14 protein-coding genes are annotated in these 17,033 nt (G+C 71.2%); 1 reads left to right on the top strand and 13 read right to left on the bottom strand.

The features are described 5' to 3' along the window. Positions 1-14 precede the first annotated feature (14 nt). Positions 15-947 carry a methionyl-tRNA formyltransferase gene (gene fmt / locus ACGFNV_RS26785; protein ID WP_393625521.1) on the bottom strand — a complete coding sequence of 311 codons (933 nt, stop codon included), beginning with the start codon at positions 945-947 and terminating at the stop codon, positions 15-17. 247 nt (positions 948-1,194) lie between these two features. Between fmt and ACGFNV_RS26780 the strand changes: the two genes are divergently transcribed. Continuing rightward, entirely contained in the window at positions 1,195-1,734 is a 540-nt protein-coding gene (locus tag ACGFNV_RS26780) for a hypothetical protein (protein ID WP_133929524.1), read from the top strand. A 216-nt stretch (positions 1,735-1,950) separates the two neighbouring features. Here the strand turns inward: ACGFNV_RS26780 and ACGFNV_RS26775 are convergent, their stop codons facing one another. The 12 genes from ACGFNV_RS26775 to ACGFNV_RS26720 all read right to left on the bottom strand — a co-directional run bounded on the left by ACGFNV_RS26775 (position 1,951) and on the right by ACGFNV_RS26720 (position 17,028). Further along, positions 1,951-4,137, bottom strand: coding sequence for a primosomal protein N' (locus tag ACGFNV_RS26775; protein WP_393625520.1), 2,187 nt, complete (start codon positions 4,135-4,137; stop codon positions 1,951-1,953). 121 nt (positions 4,138-4,258) lie between these two features. After that, positions 4,259-5,467: a methionine adenosyltransferase gene (metK, locus tag ACGFNV_RS26770; RefSeq protein WP_133929522.1), complete on the bottom strand. Its 1,209-nt coding sequence runs from the start codon at positions 5,465-5,467 to the stop codon at positions 4,259-4,261. 238 nt (positions 5,468-5,705) lie between these two features. Next, positions 5,706-6,908 (bottom strand): bifunctional phosphopantothenoylcysteine decarboxylase/phosphopantothenate--cysteine ligase CoaBC, encoded by a 1,203-nt coding sequence (coaBC, locus tag ACGFNV_RS26765; RefSeq protein WP_393625519.1) that lies wholly within the window; start codon positions 6,906-6,908, stop codon positions 5,706-5,708. A gap of 100 nt (positions 6,909-7,008) precedes the next feature. Next, a complete protein-coding gene (gene rpoZ, locus ACGFNV_RS26760; protein WP_003988945.1) occupies positions 7,009-7,281 on the bottom strand; it encodes a DNA-directed RNA polymerase subunit omega in 273 nt (90 codons plus the stop codon). A 50-nt stretch (positions 7,282-7,331) separates the two neighbouring features. Then, positions 7,332-7,925: a guanylate kinase gene (gmk, locus tag ACGFNV_RS26755; RefSeq protein WP_133929520.1), complete on the bottom strand. Its 594-nt coding sequence runs from the start codon at positions 7,923-7,925 to the stop codon at positions 7,332-7,334. Positions 7,926-7,985: 60 nt separating this feature from the next. Beyond that, on the bottom strand, positions 7,986-8,309 hold the full coding sequence (locus tag ACGFNV_RS26750) for an integration host factor (RefSeq protein ID WP_003977346.1): 324 nt from the start codon (positions 8,307-8,309) through the stop codon (positions 7,986-7,988). Positions 8,310-8,632: 323 nt separating this feature from the next. Then, positions 8,633-9,535 carry an orotidine-5'-phosphate decarboxylase gene (pyrF, locus tag ACGFNV_RS26745; protein ID WP_393625518.1) on the bottom strand — a complete coding sequence of 301 codons (903 nt, stop codon included), beginning with the start codon at positions 9,533-9,535 and terminating at the stop codon, positions 8,633-8,635. Continuing rightward, entirely contained in the window at positions 9,532-10,647 is a 1,116-nt protein-coding gene (locus ACGFNV_RS26740; protein WP_393625517.1) for a quinone-dependent dihydroorotate dehydrogenase, read from the bottom strand. Before ACGFNV_RS26740 ends, pyrF begins: the two co-directional genes overlap by 4 nt. A gap of 52 nt (positions 10,648-10,699) precedes the next feature. Continuing rightward, positions 10,700-14,008, bottom strand: a complete 3,309-nt coding sequence (gene carB / locus ACGFNV_RS26735; RefSeq protein WP_393625516.1) for a carbamoyl-phosphate synthase large subunit — start codon at positions 14,006-14,008, stop codon at positions 10,700-10,702. Next, positions 14,001-15,158 (bottom strand): glutamine-hydrolyzing carbamoyl-phosphate synthase small subunit, encoded by a 1,158-nt coding sequence (gene carA / locus ACGFNV_RS26730; RefSeq protein ID WP_393625515.1) that lies wholly within the window; start codon positions 15,156-15,158, stop codon positions 14,001-14,003. Before carA ends, carB begins: the two co-directional genes overlap by 8 nt. Next, entirely contained in the window at positions 15,155-15,736 is a 582-nt protein-coding gene (locus ACGFNV_RS26725; protein ID WP_393625514.1) for a hypothetical protein, read from the bottom strand. The genes carA and ACGFNV_RS26725 overlap by 4 nt, the downstream gene beginning before the upstream one ends. Then, positions 15,733-17,028 (bottom strand): dihydroorotase, encoded by a 1,296-nt coding sequence (locus ACGFNV_RS26720; protein ID WP_393625513.1) that lies wholly within the window; start codon positions 17,026-17,028, stop codon positions 15,733-15,735. Before ACGFNV_RS26720 ends, ACGFNV_RS26725 begins: the two co-directional genes overlap by 4 nt. Positions 17,029-17,033: the final 5 nt, after the last annotated feature.

Here is a 17,033-nt window from a genome sequence, read left to right as displayed (position 1 = left end):
GACGTGCGAGGCGGTCAGACCCCGAGCCGCTCGCCGTCCGCGATCCTGACCCCGCGCGCCCAGTCCGCCGCCCGCATGGGCTTCTTGCCCTGCGCCTGCACCCACAGCAGCTCGACGGCGTACGAGCCGGTGCCGACGTGGACGCTGTTCTTGCCGACGGCGAGCGTGCCGGGTGCGAGGTCGTCGCGCTCCGGAACCGGCTTGACCTGGATGAGCTTGAGCCGCTCGCCCCGGAAGACGGTCCAGGCGCCCGGAGCGGGCGTGCACCCGCGCACCACCCGGTCGACGCGCAGGGCGGGGGCGGCCCAGTCGACGTGGGCGTCCTCGACGGTGATCTTCGGAGCGAGGGTGATGCCCTCGGCCGGCTGCGGTACGGCCTTCAGCGTGCCGTCCTCGATCCCGTCCATGGTTGCCGCGAGCAGCCCGGCACCGGCGAAGGCGAGCCGGGTCAGCAGGTCACCGCTGGTGTCGGTGGGCCGGACCGTCTCGGTCAGCGTGCCGTACACGGGCCCGGAGTCGAGGCCCTCCTCGATGAGGAAGGTGGAGGCTCCCGTGATCTCGTCCCCCGCCATCACGGCGTGCTGCACGGGCGCGGCACCGCGCCAGGCGGGCAGCAGCGAGAAGTGCAGGTTGACCCAGCCGTGGGCGGGCACGTCGAGGGCGACCCTCGGCAGCAGGGCGCCGTAGGCGACGACGGGACAGCAGTCGGGCGCGATCTCGCGCAGGCGCTCCAGGAACTCCGGATCCCGCGGCTTGGCCGGCTTCAACACCTCGATGCCCGCCTCCTCCGCCCGCTCGGCGACCGGCGAGGCCACGAGCCTCCGTCCCCGGCCGGCCGGCGCGTCGGGCCGCGTCACCACAGCGGCCACCTCATGCCGCCCCGACTCGATCAACGCGTCCAGAGCGGGAACGGCAACCTCAGGAGTACCGGCGAAGACAAGCTTCATGGGCGAGCGGAACCTCTCGGACGGGACGGGTGGGACGGGCGGGGTGGATCGACGTACAAGTCTATGGCGACGGGAAACGGGCGGTGCGCAGGCGGGAGACACCCCCAAGGGGGCGTACGCATATGCCCATACGCCCCCACAGCGTGACCAGCGGCGCACATCCGCGTTGTCAAAACAGAGTTGACCACCACGGGCCGCCTTCGCCGCCCGACCCTTTCTCTGCAACGCCGGTTCGAGAGGCTTGTTCATGGCCGACCACGCAACCCACGACGCCCAGGCCCGGGCCAGCCTGCACTTGCTGGTGCGGGACATCGAGCGGGTCCGCCGACAGGTGGACGCGCTGCGCACCCTCACCGCCCAACTGGGCAACGTCTACCGCCCGCGCCGCTCCGGCCCCTCCACGGGCTTCGTCGTCTACGGACGCGCTCCCGCCCCGACGGTCCGTCTCGCCCAGGAACTGCGGGACAGTGTCGAGACCCTGGTCACGGCCGCGGTCGACTTCGACCGCTCGCTCGGCTTCTCGTGGGACGCCGTGGGCTCCGCCCTCGGCGTCACCAAGCAGGCGGTCCACCGCCGCTACGGCGCCCGCCGCGCCGCGGCCCAGGCCGCCGCCGAGGCCGAGCGCGCGACGGAGCCGTCGGGCACCCGCACGGTCAGTGTGGGCACCGGCATCCCGGCGCCCACGGTTCCCGCGGCCCGCACCATGCCGACCCAGCCGACGGCGGGCAGCCCGTCCCTGCGCGAAGAGGCCAGGCCCACCGCCTTCCCCGGCCCCCGCAACGGCTGACCCACCCCACCCGCTCCGCCCTCCCGGCAGCCCCGGGAGGGCGGACGCGTTGGGGCCCCACCGCACCGAGGGCCCAACCGGCCGGCACCACCCGAGGCCCCCGCGCGCACGGCGAACCCCGCCCTCCCCCGGCGCCAACGGCACCACGGCCGGCACCGTCCGAGGAGCCCGCCCCGCTGCACACCGCCCTCCCCCACACCCCGACAACACGACCCCTCACCCGATATCAGCCGGATCCATCCGCACCCACACCCGCGCCCCGGCCTCTCCCCCACCGCCGCCTCCGCCCCGCGCCATGCGAGCCGCCTGCGCGGCCTTCAGCGCGGAGGCGAGGGCCGCACCCCTGCCGGGTGGTACGCGGACCAGTGCCCGCTCCCAGTGCTCGCCGGGAGGCGGCCCCCCCGGTCGCCTCGGCCGCCCCGCCATGGTGACGGGCAACGGCACCGGCCCCAGGACCTCGGCCTCCGACGGCAGTTCGACCGCGCCCAGGAACTCGGCCACGGCCTCCGCCGTCCCCGACACGGCCGCCATCCGCGAGACCGGCGGGAACCCCAGCTCGGCCCGCTCGGCGAGCTCCCGCACCGCATGACCGACGGGGTCCCACCGCACCAGCGCCTGCACGGGCCGCAACGTCGGCTCCGCGACGACGACCACCGTCCCGCCGTCCCCCTGCGGCCGTACGAGCGCGGCGGCGGCGATCCACCGGCGCAGCGCGTCCTCCCCGGCCCGCAGATCGGGCCGCCCGAGCATGGCCCACCCGTCCAGCAGCAGCGCCGCCGCGTACCCGCCCTCGGCAACGGGCTCGGCCCCCGGTGTGCTCACGACCAGCGAGGGCGCCCCCGGCACGGTGTCCAGCACATGCTCGCGCCCCGACGTCCGCACCGGAACGGCCGGAAACGCCCGCCCCAGTTCCTCGGCGGTGCGCCGCGCCCCCACGACCTGGGCCCGCAGCCGGAAGGACCCGCACTCGGGACAATGCCAGCCGCTCTCCTCACGCCCGCACCACCCACACCACAGACCACCAGCGCCCACGCCCCCCTCACGCGCCTCCAACGGCCCGGAGCAGTGCCGACACCGGGCCGGCGCCCGGCACTGCGCACAGGCCATCCGCGGCACATAGCCCCGCCGGGGCACCTGCACGAGCACCGGGCCGTTGCGCAACCCGTCCCTGACCGCCTGCCAGGCGAGGGTCGGCAACCGGGCGGCCCGGGCGGCTTCGTCCCGCGCGAGATCCTGGTCCCCCACGGTCCGTACGAGCGGTGCCACGCGCCGCACCTGCTCCCGCGCGGCGACCAACGGCCGGGCCCACCCGCTCTCCACGAGCTGGGCGGCCTCCACCGTGCAGCTCCAACTCCCCAACAGGAAGGCACACTTGTCCTGGGCGGCCCGAAGCAGCAGCACCTCTCGCGCATGCGGCTGCGGCGCGTGCTGCTCACTGTGGCTGTCGTCCCCGTCGTCCCAGAGCACGACGAGTCCGAGGTCCCGTACCGGGGCGAACATGGCCGCCCGCGTCCCCACGACGGCCCGAACGGACCCGCGCCGCACGGCGAGCCACTCCCGGTACCGCTTCTCCGGCCCGGCGTCGGCGGTCAGCAGCGCATGCCGCCCCTCACCCAGCAGGGACGACAACGCGGTGTCGACCCGTGCGGCGGCCCGCCCGTCCGGCACCACGACGAGCGCCCCTCGCCCGGAGGCCAGGGTGGCCACGACGGCCCGCGCGATCTCCTCGCTCCACTCGGGCCCGGGCAACGCGTTCCACACGGCCCGCGGGGCGCTCCCGCCGGCCAGCGCCTCGAGAAACGTGCCCCCACGCTCGTACCGCACCCAGGGCCCCGCCTCCGGCGCACCCGGCGGCGGCAACGGCGCGGGTGAGGGCCGCTGCTCGGCCCGCGCGCTGCGCGGCGGCACGGCGAGCTGCAACACGTCGGCCAGGCTCCCCGCGTACCGATCGGCGACGGCCCGGGCGAGCCCCAGCAGCTCCGGGCTCAGTACGGGCTCGGGCGAGACGACCTGGGCGAGCGCGGCCAGCGGCCCTGAGTAGTCCGACTCGGCGAGCCGCTCGACGAGGAACCCGTCGATGAGTCCCCCGCCCTCACGCCGCCCGTCCCTCACCCGGTGCCGCCCGGCTCCGAACCGCACCCGCACCCGCACCCCGGGCTGCGCCTCGGCGTCCAGCTCCTCCGGGACGGCGTAGTCGAAGTACCGGTCGAGATGCAGCACGCCCTTGTCGACCAGCACCCTTGCGACAGGCAACTCCTTCGCCAACGCGGCCCCCCGCCACGTCCGTGGCTTCGCCCGCGGCGCCTTCGCCTTCCGCACACTCTCCCGAATGAACGCGAGCTGCTCCGGCGGCGCGCCCTCCCCGGCCCCGCCGCCGCCCCCCTGCCCGTTCTCGCTGCTCACGCTTGCATTCTTACCAAACTCCACTGACAACGAAGGGCGCCCGAAGGCGCCCCTGGGTCGATCAGCACCGAGGCCCGGCCTCCAGAAGGAGAACCGGGCCCCGTGAGACATCGCGCCGGACTTACATCCCCGCGGCCTCACGCAGCGCGTCCACGCGGTCCGTGCGCTCCCAGGTGAACTCGGGGAGCTCACGGCCGAAGTGGCCGTACGCGGCGGTCTGGGCGTAGATCGGGCGGAGGAGGTCGAGGTCGCGGATGATGGCGGCCGGGCGGAGGTCGAAGACCTCGTCGATCGCCTTCTCGATCTTCTCGGTGTCGATCTTGGCGGTGCCGAAGGTCTCGACGAACAGACCGACCGGCTCGGCCTTGCCGATCGCGTAGGCGACCTGGACCTCGCAGCGGGAGGCAAGGCCCGCGGCGACGACGTTCTTCGCGACCCAGCGCATCGCGTAGGCGGCGCTGCGGTCCACCTTGGACGGGTCCTTGCCGGAGAAGGCGCCGCCACCGTGCCGGGCGAAGCCGCCGTAGGTGTCGATGATGATCTTGCGGCCGGTCAGGCCCGCGTCACCCATCGGGCCGCCGATCTCGAAGCGGCCGGTCGGGTTGACCAGGAGGCGGTAGTTCTCGGTGTCCAGCTTGATGCCCTCGTCCAGGAGCGCCTTCAGCTCCGGCTCCACGACGAACTCGCGGATGTCGGGCGCCAGGAGGGAGTCCAGGTCGATGTCGGAGGCGTGCTGGGAGGAGACGACGACCGTGTCCAGGCGGACCGCCTTGTCGCCGTCGTACTCGATGGTGACCTGCGTCTTGCCGTCGGGGCGCAGGTAGGGGATCGTGCCGTTCTTGCGGACGTCCGAGAGGCGCTTCGACAGGCGGTGCGCCAGGAAGATCGGCAGCGGCATCAGCGTGGGCGTCTCGTCCGACGCGTAGCCGAACATCAGGCCCTGGTCGCCGGCGCCCTGGCGGTCCAGCTCGTCCTCGTCGCCCTCGACGCGGGACTCGTACGCCGTGTCGACACCCTGCGCGATGTCCGGCGACTGCGCGCCGATGGACACCGACACGCCGCAGGAGGCGCCGTCGAAGCCCTTCTTGGAGGAGTCGTAGCCGATCTCGAGGATCTTGTCCCGCACGAGCTGGGGGATCGGGGCGTAGGCCTTGGTGGTGACCTCTCCGGCCACGTGCACCAGACCGGTCGTGATCAGGGTCTCGACCGCGACCCGGGAGGTCGGGTCCTCGCGCAGAAGCGCGTCGAGAATGGTGTCACTGATCTGGTCAGCGATCTTGTCGGGGTGACCCTCGGTCACGGACTCCGAAGTGAACAGGCGACGGGACACAATGCTCCCTGGGGTTGCAGCGGCTGCTGGCTGATCATGGGCGGACGGGACGGGAGCTGCGCCCGTCGTCGTCCGCGAACAGTTTATCGGTCGAGTTCGGCCAGAGGCCTCCCTGTCTCGTCTCTCGGAAGTGCTGTGACCTGCGGCACAGGCATTCTGCCCAATGGCAAGCGTCCTTGGCCAGGGGCGCCACGCCCGAATATAGGGGTTCGGGTGAGCCGCGAAACGGGTGAAACCGTCAGCTCAGGCGTCCCACCACAAGATCCCACACCGCGTCGGCCAGGTTCTCCTTGGGGCCGTACGGTACGGCGGTCTCGCTGCCGTCGGCGCCCAGGACGACCGCCTCGTTCTCCTCGGAGCCGAAGGTCTTGCGCTCGCCCACCTCGTTCACCACGAGCAGATCGCAGCCCTTGCGTGCCAGCTTCGCCCGGCCGTTGGACAGGACGTCGTCGGTCTCGGCGGCGAAGCCGACGACCACCTGTCCGAGGCGGGGGCGGTCGGCCGAGATCTCCGCGAGGATGTCCGGATTCCGTACGAGGACGACGGGATCCGGGTCCTTGCCGTCCTTCTTCTTGATCTTCCCGGCCGCATAGGTCTGCGGGCGGAAGTCGGCGACCGCCGCGGCCATGACGACGGCGTCGGCGTCCGCGGCCGCCTTGAGCACCGCCTCGCGCAGCTGTACGGCCGTGCCGACCGGCACGACGTCCACGCCCGCCGGGTCCGGCAGGTTCGCGTTGGCGGCGATCAGCGTGACGCGGGCGCCCCGCGCGGCGGCCGTACGGGCGAGGGCGTAGCCCTGCTTGCCGGAGGAGCGGTTGCCGAGGAAGCGGACGGGGTCGAGGGGTTCGCGGGTGCCACCGGCGCTGACGACGACGTGTCGCCCGGCGAGGTCCGGCTCGCCCGCGCCGCGGACGAGTACTCGGCGGCAGACCTCGAAGATCTCGGCGGGGTCGGGGAGCCGGCCCTTGCCGGTGTCGACGCCGGTGAGGCGGCCGACGGCCGGCTCGATGACGACGGCGCCCCGGCGGCGCAGCGTCGCCACGTTCTCCTGGGTGGCCGGGTGCTCCCACATCTCGGTGTGCATGGCGGGGGCGAAGACGACCGGGCAGCGGGCGGTGAGCAGGGTGTTGGTGAGGAGGTCGTCGGCGAGGCCGTGGGCCGCCTTGGCGAGCATGTCGGCGGTGGCGGGGGCGACGACGACGAGGTCGGCGTGCTGGCCGATGCGGACGTGCGGGACCTCGTGGACGTCGTCCCACACCTCGGTCGAGACCGGGTGCCCGGAGAGCGCGGACCAGGTGGCGGCGCCGACGAAGTGCAGGGCGGAGGCGGTGGGCACGACCCGTACGTCATGGCCGGACTCCGTGAGCCTTCTCAGCAGCTCACAGGCCTTGTAGGCGGCGATGCCGCCGCTGACCCCCAGAACGACCTTGGGCTTGTCCACCGTCTCTCCCCGGCTCGGCAACGTACGGGTCCATCTCACACCACAGGCCCGGCAGTGGCACTGCCGGGCCTGTGGATAAGTCACACGCGGTCTGAAAGTACTACTGCGCGGGGCCTTCGACGGCCTCGGACGTCAGCAGACCCGCGTTGATCTCGCGCAGGGCGATCGAGAGCGGCTTCTCGTGCACGTGCGTGTCGACGAGCGGACCGACGTACTCGAGGAGGCCCTCGCCGAGCTGCGAGTAGTACGCGTTGATCTGGCGGGCCCGCTTGGCCGCGTAGATCACGAGGCTGTACTTCGAGTCGGTGGCCTCGAGGAGCTCGTCGATCGGCGGGTTGATGATGCCCTCGGGCGCGGAGATGGAAGAGGACACGCTCTACCTTCCGATGGATGGGAAAGAACAGTGCAGTGTGACCTTCACGATCACACGACATCCATCAAGGCTAGCAGCTCGCGCGCCACATCCTCGACAGAGGTGTTGACCAGGGTCTCGTCGAACTCGGGCTCGGCCGCCAGCTCGACCTTGGCCGCCTCCAGACGACGCTCGATCACCTCGGGCGGCTCGGTGCCCCGTCCGGTGAGCCGGCGCACCAGCTCCTCCCAGGAGGGCGGGGCCAGGAACACCAGCTGGGCCTCGGGCATCGTCTCGCGAACCTGACGAGCACCCTGGAGGTCGATCTCCAGCAGGACGGGTTCCCCCGCCTCCAGCCGCTCCAGCACGGCCCCGCGCGGCGTGCCGTAGCGGTTGCCGGCGAACTCGGCCCACTCCAGCAGCTCACCGTTGGCGATCAGCTTGTCCATCTCGTCGTCGGTGACGAAGAAGTAGTGGACTCCGTGCTTCTCACCGGGGCGTGGCTTACGGGTCGTCGCCGACACCGAGAGCCAGACCTCGGGATGCTTCTTGCGCATATGAGCGACGACCGTGCTCTTGCCGACCCCCGAAGGGCCGGAGAGCACGGTCAGCCGCGGACGTACGCCCGGGGGCTCGGGGGTCGTCCCCCGGAATGTTGCAGCCATACAGCGATTATTCCAGCAATCCCGGAGTACCCGGGACTCCCTACCGGGTGGTCCCCGGGATCAGGAGCCGGTGCTGCCGAACTCACGCTCCAGGGAGGCGATCTGGTTGGAACCGAGGCCGCGCACACGGCGGCTCTCGGAGATACCGAGTCGCTCCATGATCTGCTTGGCGCGGACCTTGCCCACGCCCGGCAGGGACTCCAGGAGGGCGGAGACCTTCATCTTGCCGATGACGTCGTTCTCCTGGCCCTGCTTGATGACCTCGTGAAGAGAGGCGCCGGAGTGCTTCAGTCGATTCTTGACCTCGGCCCGCTCCCGGCGAGCCGCGGCGGCCTTTTCGAGCGCGGCTGCGCGCTGTTCGGGGGTAAGGGGCGGAAGAGCCACGCCTACGTCACCTCGGATGTCGAACTGTCGGATACGGACCGGTGAGGAACCTAGTCGCCCCTCACCTGGGGAGCTACGAGCAACACGCTCTGCCCGTTCTCCCCCACTACCTCATGGGTGCGGGTGGTGCCCCCACTCGTCGGAGACTAGCGGGCAAGTCCGCCGGAGTCAGCGAGAACAGCGGAAAAGTCCTGGTCAGCCTCTGGCAGGACAGGATATTTCAGACATACTGCCCCGGATTTGAGAATGTATCCAGCCTCAAGTCGGCCCCGAGGCCCCGCGACGACACCCGCCCGGGGCCTCGAACAAGCATCCAGGGACCCTCAGCCGGCCGCCACCGCGGCCCGGATCTCCTCCGCGAAACGTCCCGCGGCGTCACGCAGCGCGACCGCGTCGGGACCGTGGCGCAACACACCCCGGCTGACGTTCGGCACGACATTGCGCACGGCCGCGCCGAACACGCCGGGGAGATCCGCCGGCGTCGCCCCCTGTGCGCCGATGCCGGGGGCGAGGAGCGGGCCGTTGATGTCGAGGTCGTACGACGACAGGTCACCGAGCGTGGCACCGACGACCGCGCCGAAGGAGCCCAGGGGCTCCTCCCCCGCGTTCTCGGCAGCCAGGTGGGCCAGCATCGTCGCGCCGACGTCACGGCCGTCCGCCCGCACCGCGTGCTGGACCTCGCCACCCTCCGGGTTGGAGGTCAGCGCCAGCACGAACAGGCCGGCGCCGCTCTCGCGCGCCAGCGCGACGGCGGGGCCCAGCGAGCCGTAGCCGAGGTACGGCGAGACGGTGAGGGCGTCCGAGAACAGCGGAGCGTCCTTGTGCAGGAAGGACTCGGCGTACGCGGCCATGGTGGAGCCGATGTCGCCGCGCTTGGCGTCCATCACGACCAGGGCGCCGGCCGCTCGGGCCTCCTGGACCGACTTCTCCAGTACCGCGACGCCGCGCGAGCCGAAGCGCTCGAAGAACGCACTCTGCGGCTTCAGCACGGCCACGCGGTCGGCCATGGCCTCGACGACGGTGCGGCTGAACCGCTCCAGGCCCGTGACGTCGTCGTTCAGGCCCCACTCGGCGAGGAGGGAGGCGTGCGGGTCGATGCCGACACACAGCGGACCGCGCTCGTCCATCGCTCGGCGCAGCCGGGCACCGAAGGGTTCTCCAGAGAAATTCTGCGGCCCGAAGGGCCCCGTTGAGGGGCGGTGGTCGGGTGACGGGTGGGCGGTCATGCGGCCTTCCCCGCCTTCCGGACGTCCGCGCCGACCGCGTCGGCGAGGGTGGCGTACGGGCTCGTGCGCAGGCGTGCGGCGAGCCCCTTGTGGACGGAGCGGCCCCAGAAGGGCCCCTCGTAGATGAAGGCGCTGTATCCCTGTACCAGCGTGGCGCCCGCCAGGATGCGCTGCCAGGCGTCCTCGGCGTTCTCGATGCCGCCGACGCCGACGAGGGTGATCCGGTCGCCCACGCGCGCGTAGAGGCGGCGCAGCACCTCCAGGGAGCGCGCCTTGAGCGGAGCTCCCGAGAGCCCTCCGACCTCCTTCACCACCGAGGGTTCGGTTTTCAAACCGAGTCCCTCGCGCGCGATGGTGGTGTTCGTGGCGATGATCCCGTCCAGGCCCAGCTCCACCGCCAGGTCGGCGACGGCGTCCACGTCCTCGTCGGCGAGGTCCGGGGCGATCTTCACCAGCAGCGGCACCCGCCGGGACGCCACCGTACGGTCGGCGGCCTCCCGGACGGCGCTCAGCAGTGGCCGCAGCGCCTCCGTGGCCTGGAGGTTGCGCAGACCCGGCGTGTTCGGCGACGACACGTTCACGACCAGGTAGTCCGCGTACGGTGCGAGCCGCTCGGCCGACTTCACGTAGTCGCCGACGGCCTCCTCCTCGGGTACGACCTTGGTCTTGCCGATGTTGACGCCCACGACGGTCTTGAAGACGGGCGTACGGGAGGCCAGGCGGGCGGCGACGGCCAGCGAGCCCTCGTTGTTGAAGCCCATGCGGTTGATCAGGGCCCGGTCCTTCACGAGCCGGAACAGCCGCTTCTTGGGGTTGCCCGGCTGGGGCTCCCCGGTGACCGTGCCGATCTCGACGTGGTCGAAGCCCAGCATCGACATGCCGTCGACGGCGACCGCGTTCTTGTCGAAGCCGGCGGCGAGCCCGAAGGGGCCGTGCATGCGCAGACCGAAGGCCTCGGTGCGCAGCTCCTTGTAGCGGGGCGCCAACACGGCCGCCACGAAGGTGCGCAGCACGGGAACACGAGCGGCCAGGCGGATCCAGCGGAAGGCCAGGTGGTGGGCTTGCTCGGGATCCATGCGCTGGAAGATGAGACGGAAGAAGATCGTGTACATGGTGTCCTCGTGAAGAGGGGGACACCGTTTCCGGTGTCCCCCTCGTGGGCTGCTAGTCGCGGGCCGCGGTCAGGTGTTCCGCGTGTTCCTGGAGCGAACGGACGCCCACGTCCCCGTGGTTGAGGGCGTCGATGCCCTGGACGGCGGCGGCGAGCGCCTGGACCGTCGTCAGACACGGCACGGACCGCGCCACTGCCGCCGTACGGATCTCGTAGCCGTCGAGACGGCCGCCGGTGCCGTACGGGGTGTTGACGATGAGGTCGACCTCGCCGTCGTGAATGAGCTGGACGATGGTCTTCTCGCCGTTCGGTCCGGTGCCCTCGAACTGCTTGCGCACCACGGTGGCCTTGATGCCGTTGCGCTTGAGGACCTCGGCGGTGCCGGCGGTGGCGAGCAGCTCGAAGCCGTGGGCGACGAGCTCGCGCGCCGGGAAGATCATCGAGCGCTTGTCGCGGTTGGCGACCGAGATGAACGCGCGGCCCTTGGTGGGCAGCGGCCCGTAGGCGCCCGCCTGCGACTTGGCGTAGGCGGTGCCGAAGACGGAGTCGATGCCCATGACCTCGCCGGTGGAGCGCATCTCCGGGCCGAGGACGGTGTCGACGCCGCGGCCGGAGGTGTCCCGGAAGCGGGTCCACGGCATCACGGCCTCCTTGACGGAGATCGGCGCGTCCAGCGGCAGTTCACCGCCGTCGCCGGTCGCCGGGAGGAGCCCCTCGGCGCGCAGTTCGGCGACGGTCGCGCCCAGCGAGATCCGGGCGGCGGCCTTCGCCAGCGGCACCGCGGTCGCCTTCGAGGTGAAGGGAACGGTGCGCGACGCGCGCGGGTTGGCCTCCAGGACGTAGAGGATGTCGCCGGCCATCGCGAACTGGATGTTGATCAGGCCGCGGACGCCGACGCCCTTGGCGATGGCCTCGGTCGAGGCGCGCAGGCGCTTGATGTCGAAGCCGCCGAGGGTGATCGGGGGCAGGGCGCACGCCGAGTCGCCGGAGTGGATGCCGGCCTCCTCGATGTGCTCCATGACGCCGCCGAGGTAGAGCTCCTGGCCGTCGTACAGCGCGTCGACGTCGATCTCGATCGCGTCGTCGAGGAAGCGGTCGACGAGGACCGGCCGGGAGGGGCTGATCTCCGTCGACTCGGCGATGTACGACGACAGGCGGGTCTCGTCGTAGACGATCTCCATGCCGCGGCCGCCGAGGACGTAGGAGGGCCGTACGAGGACCGGGTAGCCGATCTCGTCGGCGATGGTCTTGGCCTCGGCGAAGGTGGTGGCGGTGCCGTGCTTGGGGGCCGGCAGGCCGGCCTCGGCGAGGACGCGGCCGAAGGCGCCCCGGTCCTCGGCCGCGTGGATGGCCTCGGGCGGGGTGCCGACGACGGGCACGCCGTTGTCCTTGAGGGCCTGTGCCAGGCCCAGCGGGGTCTGGCCGCCGAGCTGCACGACGACACCGGCGATGGGGCCGGCCTGCGCCTCCGCGTGGACGATCTCCAGCACGTCCTCGAGCGTCAGCGGCTCGAAGTACAGGCGGTCGGAGGTGTCGTAGTCGGTGGAGACGGTCTCCGGGTTGCAGTTGACCATCACGGTCTCGTAGCCCGCGTCGCTGAGCGCGAAGGAGGCGTGGACGCAGGAGTAGTCGAACTCGATGCCCTGGCCGATGCGGTTGGGGCCGGAGCCCAGGATGATGACCGCGGGCTTCTCGCGGGGCGCGACCTCGTTCTCCTCGTCGTAGGAGGAGTAGAAGTACGGCGTCTTCGCGGCGAACTCGGCGGCGCACGTGTCGACCGTCTTGTAGACCGGGCGGACGCCCAGCGCGTGCCGCACCTCGCGGACGACGTCCTCGCGCAGGTCGCGGATCTCGGCGATCTGCTGGTCGGAGAAGCCGTGCCGCTTGGCCTCGGCCAGCAGCTCGACGTCCAGGCGGTCGGCGGTGGCCAGTTCGTCGGCGATCTCCTTGATGAGGAAGAGCTGGTCGACGAACCAGGGGTCGATCTTCGTGAACTCGAAGACCTCCTCGGGCGTGGCGCCCGCGCGGATGGCCTGCATGACGGTGTTGATCCGGCCGTCCGTGGGCCGGACGGCCTCGCGCAGCAGGGCGTCCTTGTCGCCGGGCTCGCCGACGAACGTGAACTGGCTGCCCTTCTTCTCCAGCGAGCGCAGCGCCTTCTGGAAGGCCTCGGTGAAGTTCCGGCCGATCGCCATGGCCTCGCCGACCGACTTCATGGTGGTGGTGAGGGTGGAGTCCGCCGAGGGGAACTTCTCGAAGGCGAACCGCGGGGCCTTGACCACGACGTAGTCGAGGGTCGGTTCGAAGGAGGCCGGGGTCTCCTGCGTGATGTCGTTGGGGATCTCGTCGAGGGTGTAGCCGACGGCGAGCTTGGCCGCGATCTTGGCGATCGGGAAGCCGGTCGCCTTGGAGGCCAGCGCCGACGACCGCGACACGCGCGGGTTCATCTCGATGACGATCACTCGACCGTCCTCGGGGTTCACCGCGAACTGGATGTTGCAGCCGCCGGTGTCGACGCCGACCTCGCGGATCACGGCGATGCCGATGTCACGCAGGATCTGGTACTCGCGATCGGTCAGCGTCATCGCCGGGGCGACGGTGATCGAGTCGCCGGTGTGCACGCCCATGGGGTCGAAGTTCTCGATGGAGCAGACGACCACGACGTTGTCGTGCTTGTCGCGCATCAGCTCCAGCTCGTACTCCTTCCAGCCGAGGATGGACTCCTCCAGGAGCACCTCGGTGGTCGGGGAGAGCGTGAGGCCCTGGCCGGCGATGCGGCGCAGTTCCTCCTCGTCGTGGGCGAAGCCGGAGCCGGCGCCGCCCATGGTGAAGGACGGGCGGACGACGACGGGGTAGCCGCCGAGTTCCTCGACGCCCCGGAGGACGTCGTCCATGGAGTGGCAGATGACCGAGCGGGCGGACTCGCCGTGCCCGATCTTCGCCTTGACCGCCTCGACCACCAGCTTGAACTGGTCGCGGTCCTCGCCCTTGTGGATGGCCTCCACGTTGGCACCGATCAGCTCGACGCCGTACTTCGCCAGGACACCGTTCTCGTCCAGCGAGATCGCGGTGTTGAGGGCCGTCTGACCGCCCAGGGTGGGCAGCAGGGCGTCGGGGCGCTCCTTGGCGATGATCTTCTCGACGAACTCCGGGGTGATCGGCTCGACGTAGGTGGCGTCGGCGATCTCCGGGTCGGTCATGATCGTCGCCGGGTTGGAGTTCACGAGGATGACCCGGAGGCCCTCGGACTTCAGCACACGGCACGCCTGGGTGCCGGAGTAGTCGAACTCGGCGGCCTGGCCGATGACGATCGGGCCGGAGCCGATGACCAGGACGGACTGGATATCGGTGCGCTTAGGCACGCTGGCCCTCCATCAGAACTGTGTTCATCAAAGACGTGAAGCGGTCGAACAGGTAGGCGGCATCGTGCGGACCGGCGGCCGCTTCGGGGTGGTACTGGACGGAGAAGGCCGGCTGGTCCAGCATCTGGAGCCCCTCCACGACGTTGTCGTTCAGGCAGACGTGCGACACCTCGACGCGCCCGAACCTGGTCTCGCTGACCTTGTCGAGCGGTGCGTCCACGGCGAAGCCGTGGTTGTGGGCGGTGACCTCCACCTTGCCGGTCGTACGGTCCTGGACCGGCTGGTTGATGCCGCGGTGGCCGTACTTCAGCTTGTAGGTGCCGAAGCCGAGGGCGCGGCCCAGGATCTGGTTGCCGAAGCAGATGCCGAACAGGGGCGTCCTGCGCTCCAGCACCTCGGTCATCAGCGCGACCGGGCCCTCGGCGGTGGCCGGGTCGCCGGGGCCGTTGGAGAAGAACACGCCGTCGGGGTTCACGGCGTACACCTCCTCCGCCGTGGCCGTCGCGGGCAGGACGTGCACCTCGATGCCGCGCTCGGCCATGCGGTGCGGGGTCATGCCCTTGATGCCGAGGTCGATGGCGGCGACGGTGAACCGCTTCTCGCCGACCGCGGGGACGACGTACGCCTCCTGGGTGGCGACCTCCTCGTAGAGGCTCGCGCCCTTCATGTGCGGCTGGGCCTGCACGCGCGCGAGGAGCTCGGTTTCCGGGGCGATGGCCTCGCCCGAGAAGATGCCGGCCCGCATGGAGCCGCGCTCGCGCAGGTGGCGGGTGAGCGCGCGGGTGTCGATGCCGGAGATGCCGACGATGTTCTGCGCGACCAGTTCGTCGTCGAGGGAGCGCTTGGCGCGCCAGTTGGAGGGCACGCGCGCGGGGTCGCGGACGACGTAGCCGGAGACCCAGATGCGGCGGGACTCGTCGTCCTCGTCGTTCCAGCCGGTGTTGCCGATCTGCGGGGCGGTGGCGACGACGATCTGGCGGTCGTACGACGGGTCGGTCAGGGTCTCCTGGTAGCCGGTCATTCCGGTGGAGAACACCGCTTCGCCGAAGGTCTCCCCCACGGCCCCGTAGGCGCGGCCGCGGAAGGTCCGGCCGTCCTCCAGGACGAGTACAGCGGGGACCTTCTCGGTTCCCCTGGTGGAGGTCGTCATCGTGCGCCTTCCGTTTCCGTCTGAGTTTCCGTCTTTTTGATCATGGAGTTGATGGCCTCGACCCACTCGGTGTGCTCGGCCGCGTGGTCCGAGCGGAAGCCCGAGTCGATCAGCCGGTCGCCGTGCGCCCAGGTCACCAGGAGCAGACCGCCCTCGGTGAGGACCTTGCCGGCGATGCCCTTGCCGAGCACGGCCTCACGCAGCGCGTCGGCCGGGATGAAGAAGTCGGTCGCCCCGGGGCGTACGACGTCCAGGCCGGCGTCCGTCAGGGTGAGCTCGGCGCGGCTGCGGGTGCCGAGGCCGTGGGCGACGATGCGGTCCAGCCACTGACCGGCGGTGGTGGAGCCGTGATAGCGGCCGCTCATCGTGAGCTTCGCCTCACCCGGCTCGTCCGGCGCGGTCGGCAGTTCGGGAAGGTCGCCCTGGAGCGTGCCGCGCCACTTCCAGCCCTCGCGCATCAGCCAGTAGACCAGCGCGACGAAGAGGCCGAGACCGACCACCCAGCCGATCCGCGCGGCCCAGTCGGTCACTTCGGCCGATTTCTGATCGGCCGCGAGCAGTAGTGCAGCAGATGTCACGTCAGCTTCCCGTCGACGAGCGTGGCCTTGCCCCGCAGCCAGGTGTGCGTGACACGGCCCGGCAGCTCGCGCCCCTCGTACGGGGTGTTGCGGCTGCGCGAGGCGAAGCCCGCGGGGTCCACCTGCCCACGGTATGCCGTGTCGACGAGCGTGAGGTTGGCGGGCTCACCTGCCGAGACGGGACGCCCATGACCCTTGGCCTGCCCGATCCGGGCGGGCGTGAAGGACATGCGGTCGGCGACCCCGGCCCAGTCGAGGAGGCCGGTACTGACCATCGTCTCCTGGACCACCGACAGCGCGGTCTCCAGGCCGACCATGCCCATGGCGGCGGCGGCCCACTCGCAGTCCTTGTCCTCGTGCGGGTGCGGGGCGTGGTCGGTGGCGACGATGTCGATCGTGCCGTCGGCGAGCGCCTCGCGCAGGGCGTGCACATCACGCTCGGTGCGAAGCGGCGGGTTGACCTTGTAGACCGGGTTGTACGAGCGGACCAGCTCGTCGGTGAGGAGGAGGTGGTGCGGGGTGACCTCGGCGGTGACGTCGATGCCGCGGGACTTGGCCCAGCGGACGATCTCTACGGAGCCGGCGGTCGACAGGTGGCAGATGTGGACGCGCGAGCCGACGTGCTCGGCGAGCAGGACGTCCCGGGCGATGATCGATTCCTCGGCCACCGCCGGCCAGCCCCCTAGCCCCAGCTCCGCGGAGACGATGCCCTCGTTCATCTGGGCGCCCTCGGTCAGCCGCGGCTCCTGCGCGTGCTGGGCGACGACCCCGCCGAACGCCTTCACGTACTCCAGGGCCCGCCGCATCATCACGGCGTCGTCGACACACTTGCCGTCGTCGGAGAAGACGGTGACGCCGGCCGCCGATTCGTGCATGGCGCCCAGCTCGGCGAGCTTCTTGCCCTCCAGGCCCACGGTGACGGCGCCGATGGGCTGCACATCGCAGTAGCCGTGCTCCTGGCCGAGCCGGTAGACCTGCTCGACGACGCCGGCCGTGTCGGCGACCGGGAAGGTGTTGGCCATGGCGAACACGGCGGTGTAGCCACCGGAGGCGGCCGCGCGCGTGCCGGTCAGGACCGTCTCGGAGTCCTCGCGGCCGGGCTCACGCAGGTGGGTGTGCAGGTCCACCAGGCCCGGCAGGAGCACCTTGCCGTCGGCCTCGACGACCTGGACGCCCTCGGCGACCTTGTCGGAGAGTCCCGTGCCGACCGCCTCGATGACCTCGCCGTCGATCAGCACGTCCTGCGGCTCGCCGCCGAGCACCTTCGCACCACGGATCAGGATCTTGCTCATGGTCG

It is taken from the genome of Streptomyces sp. NPDC048751 (assembly GCF_043198595.1).
In the GTDB taxonomy this organism is placed as follows: Bacteria; Actinomycetota; Actinomycetes; order Streptomycetales; family Streptomycetaceae; genus Streptomyces.
This window is presented reverse-complemented; position numbering and strand designations above follow the sequence as displayed.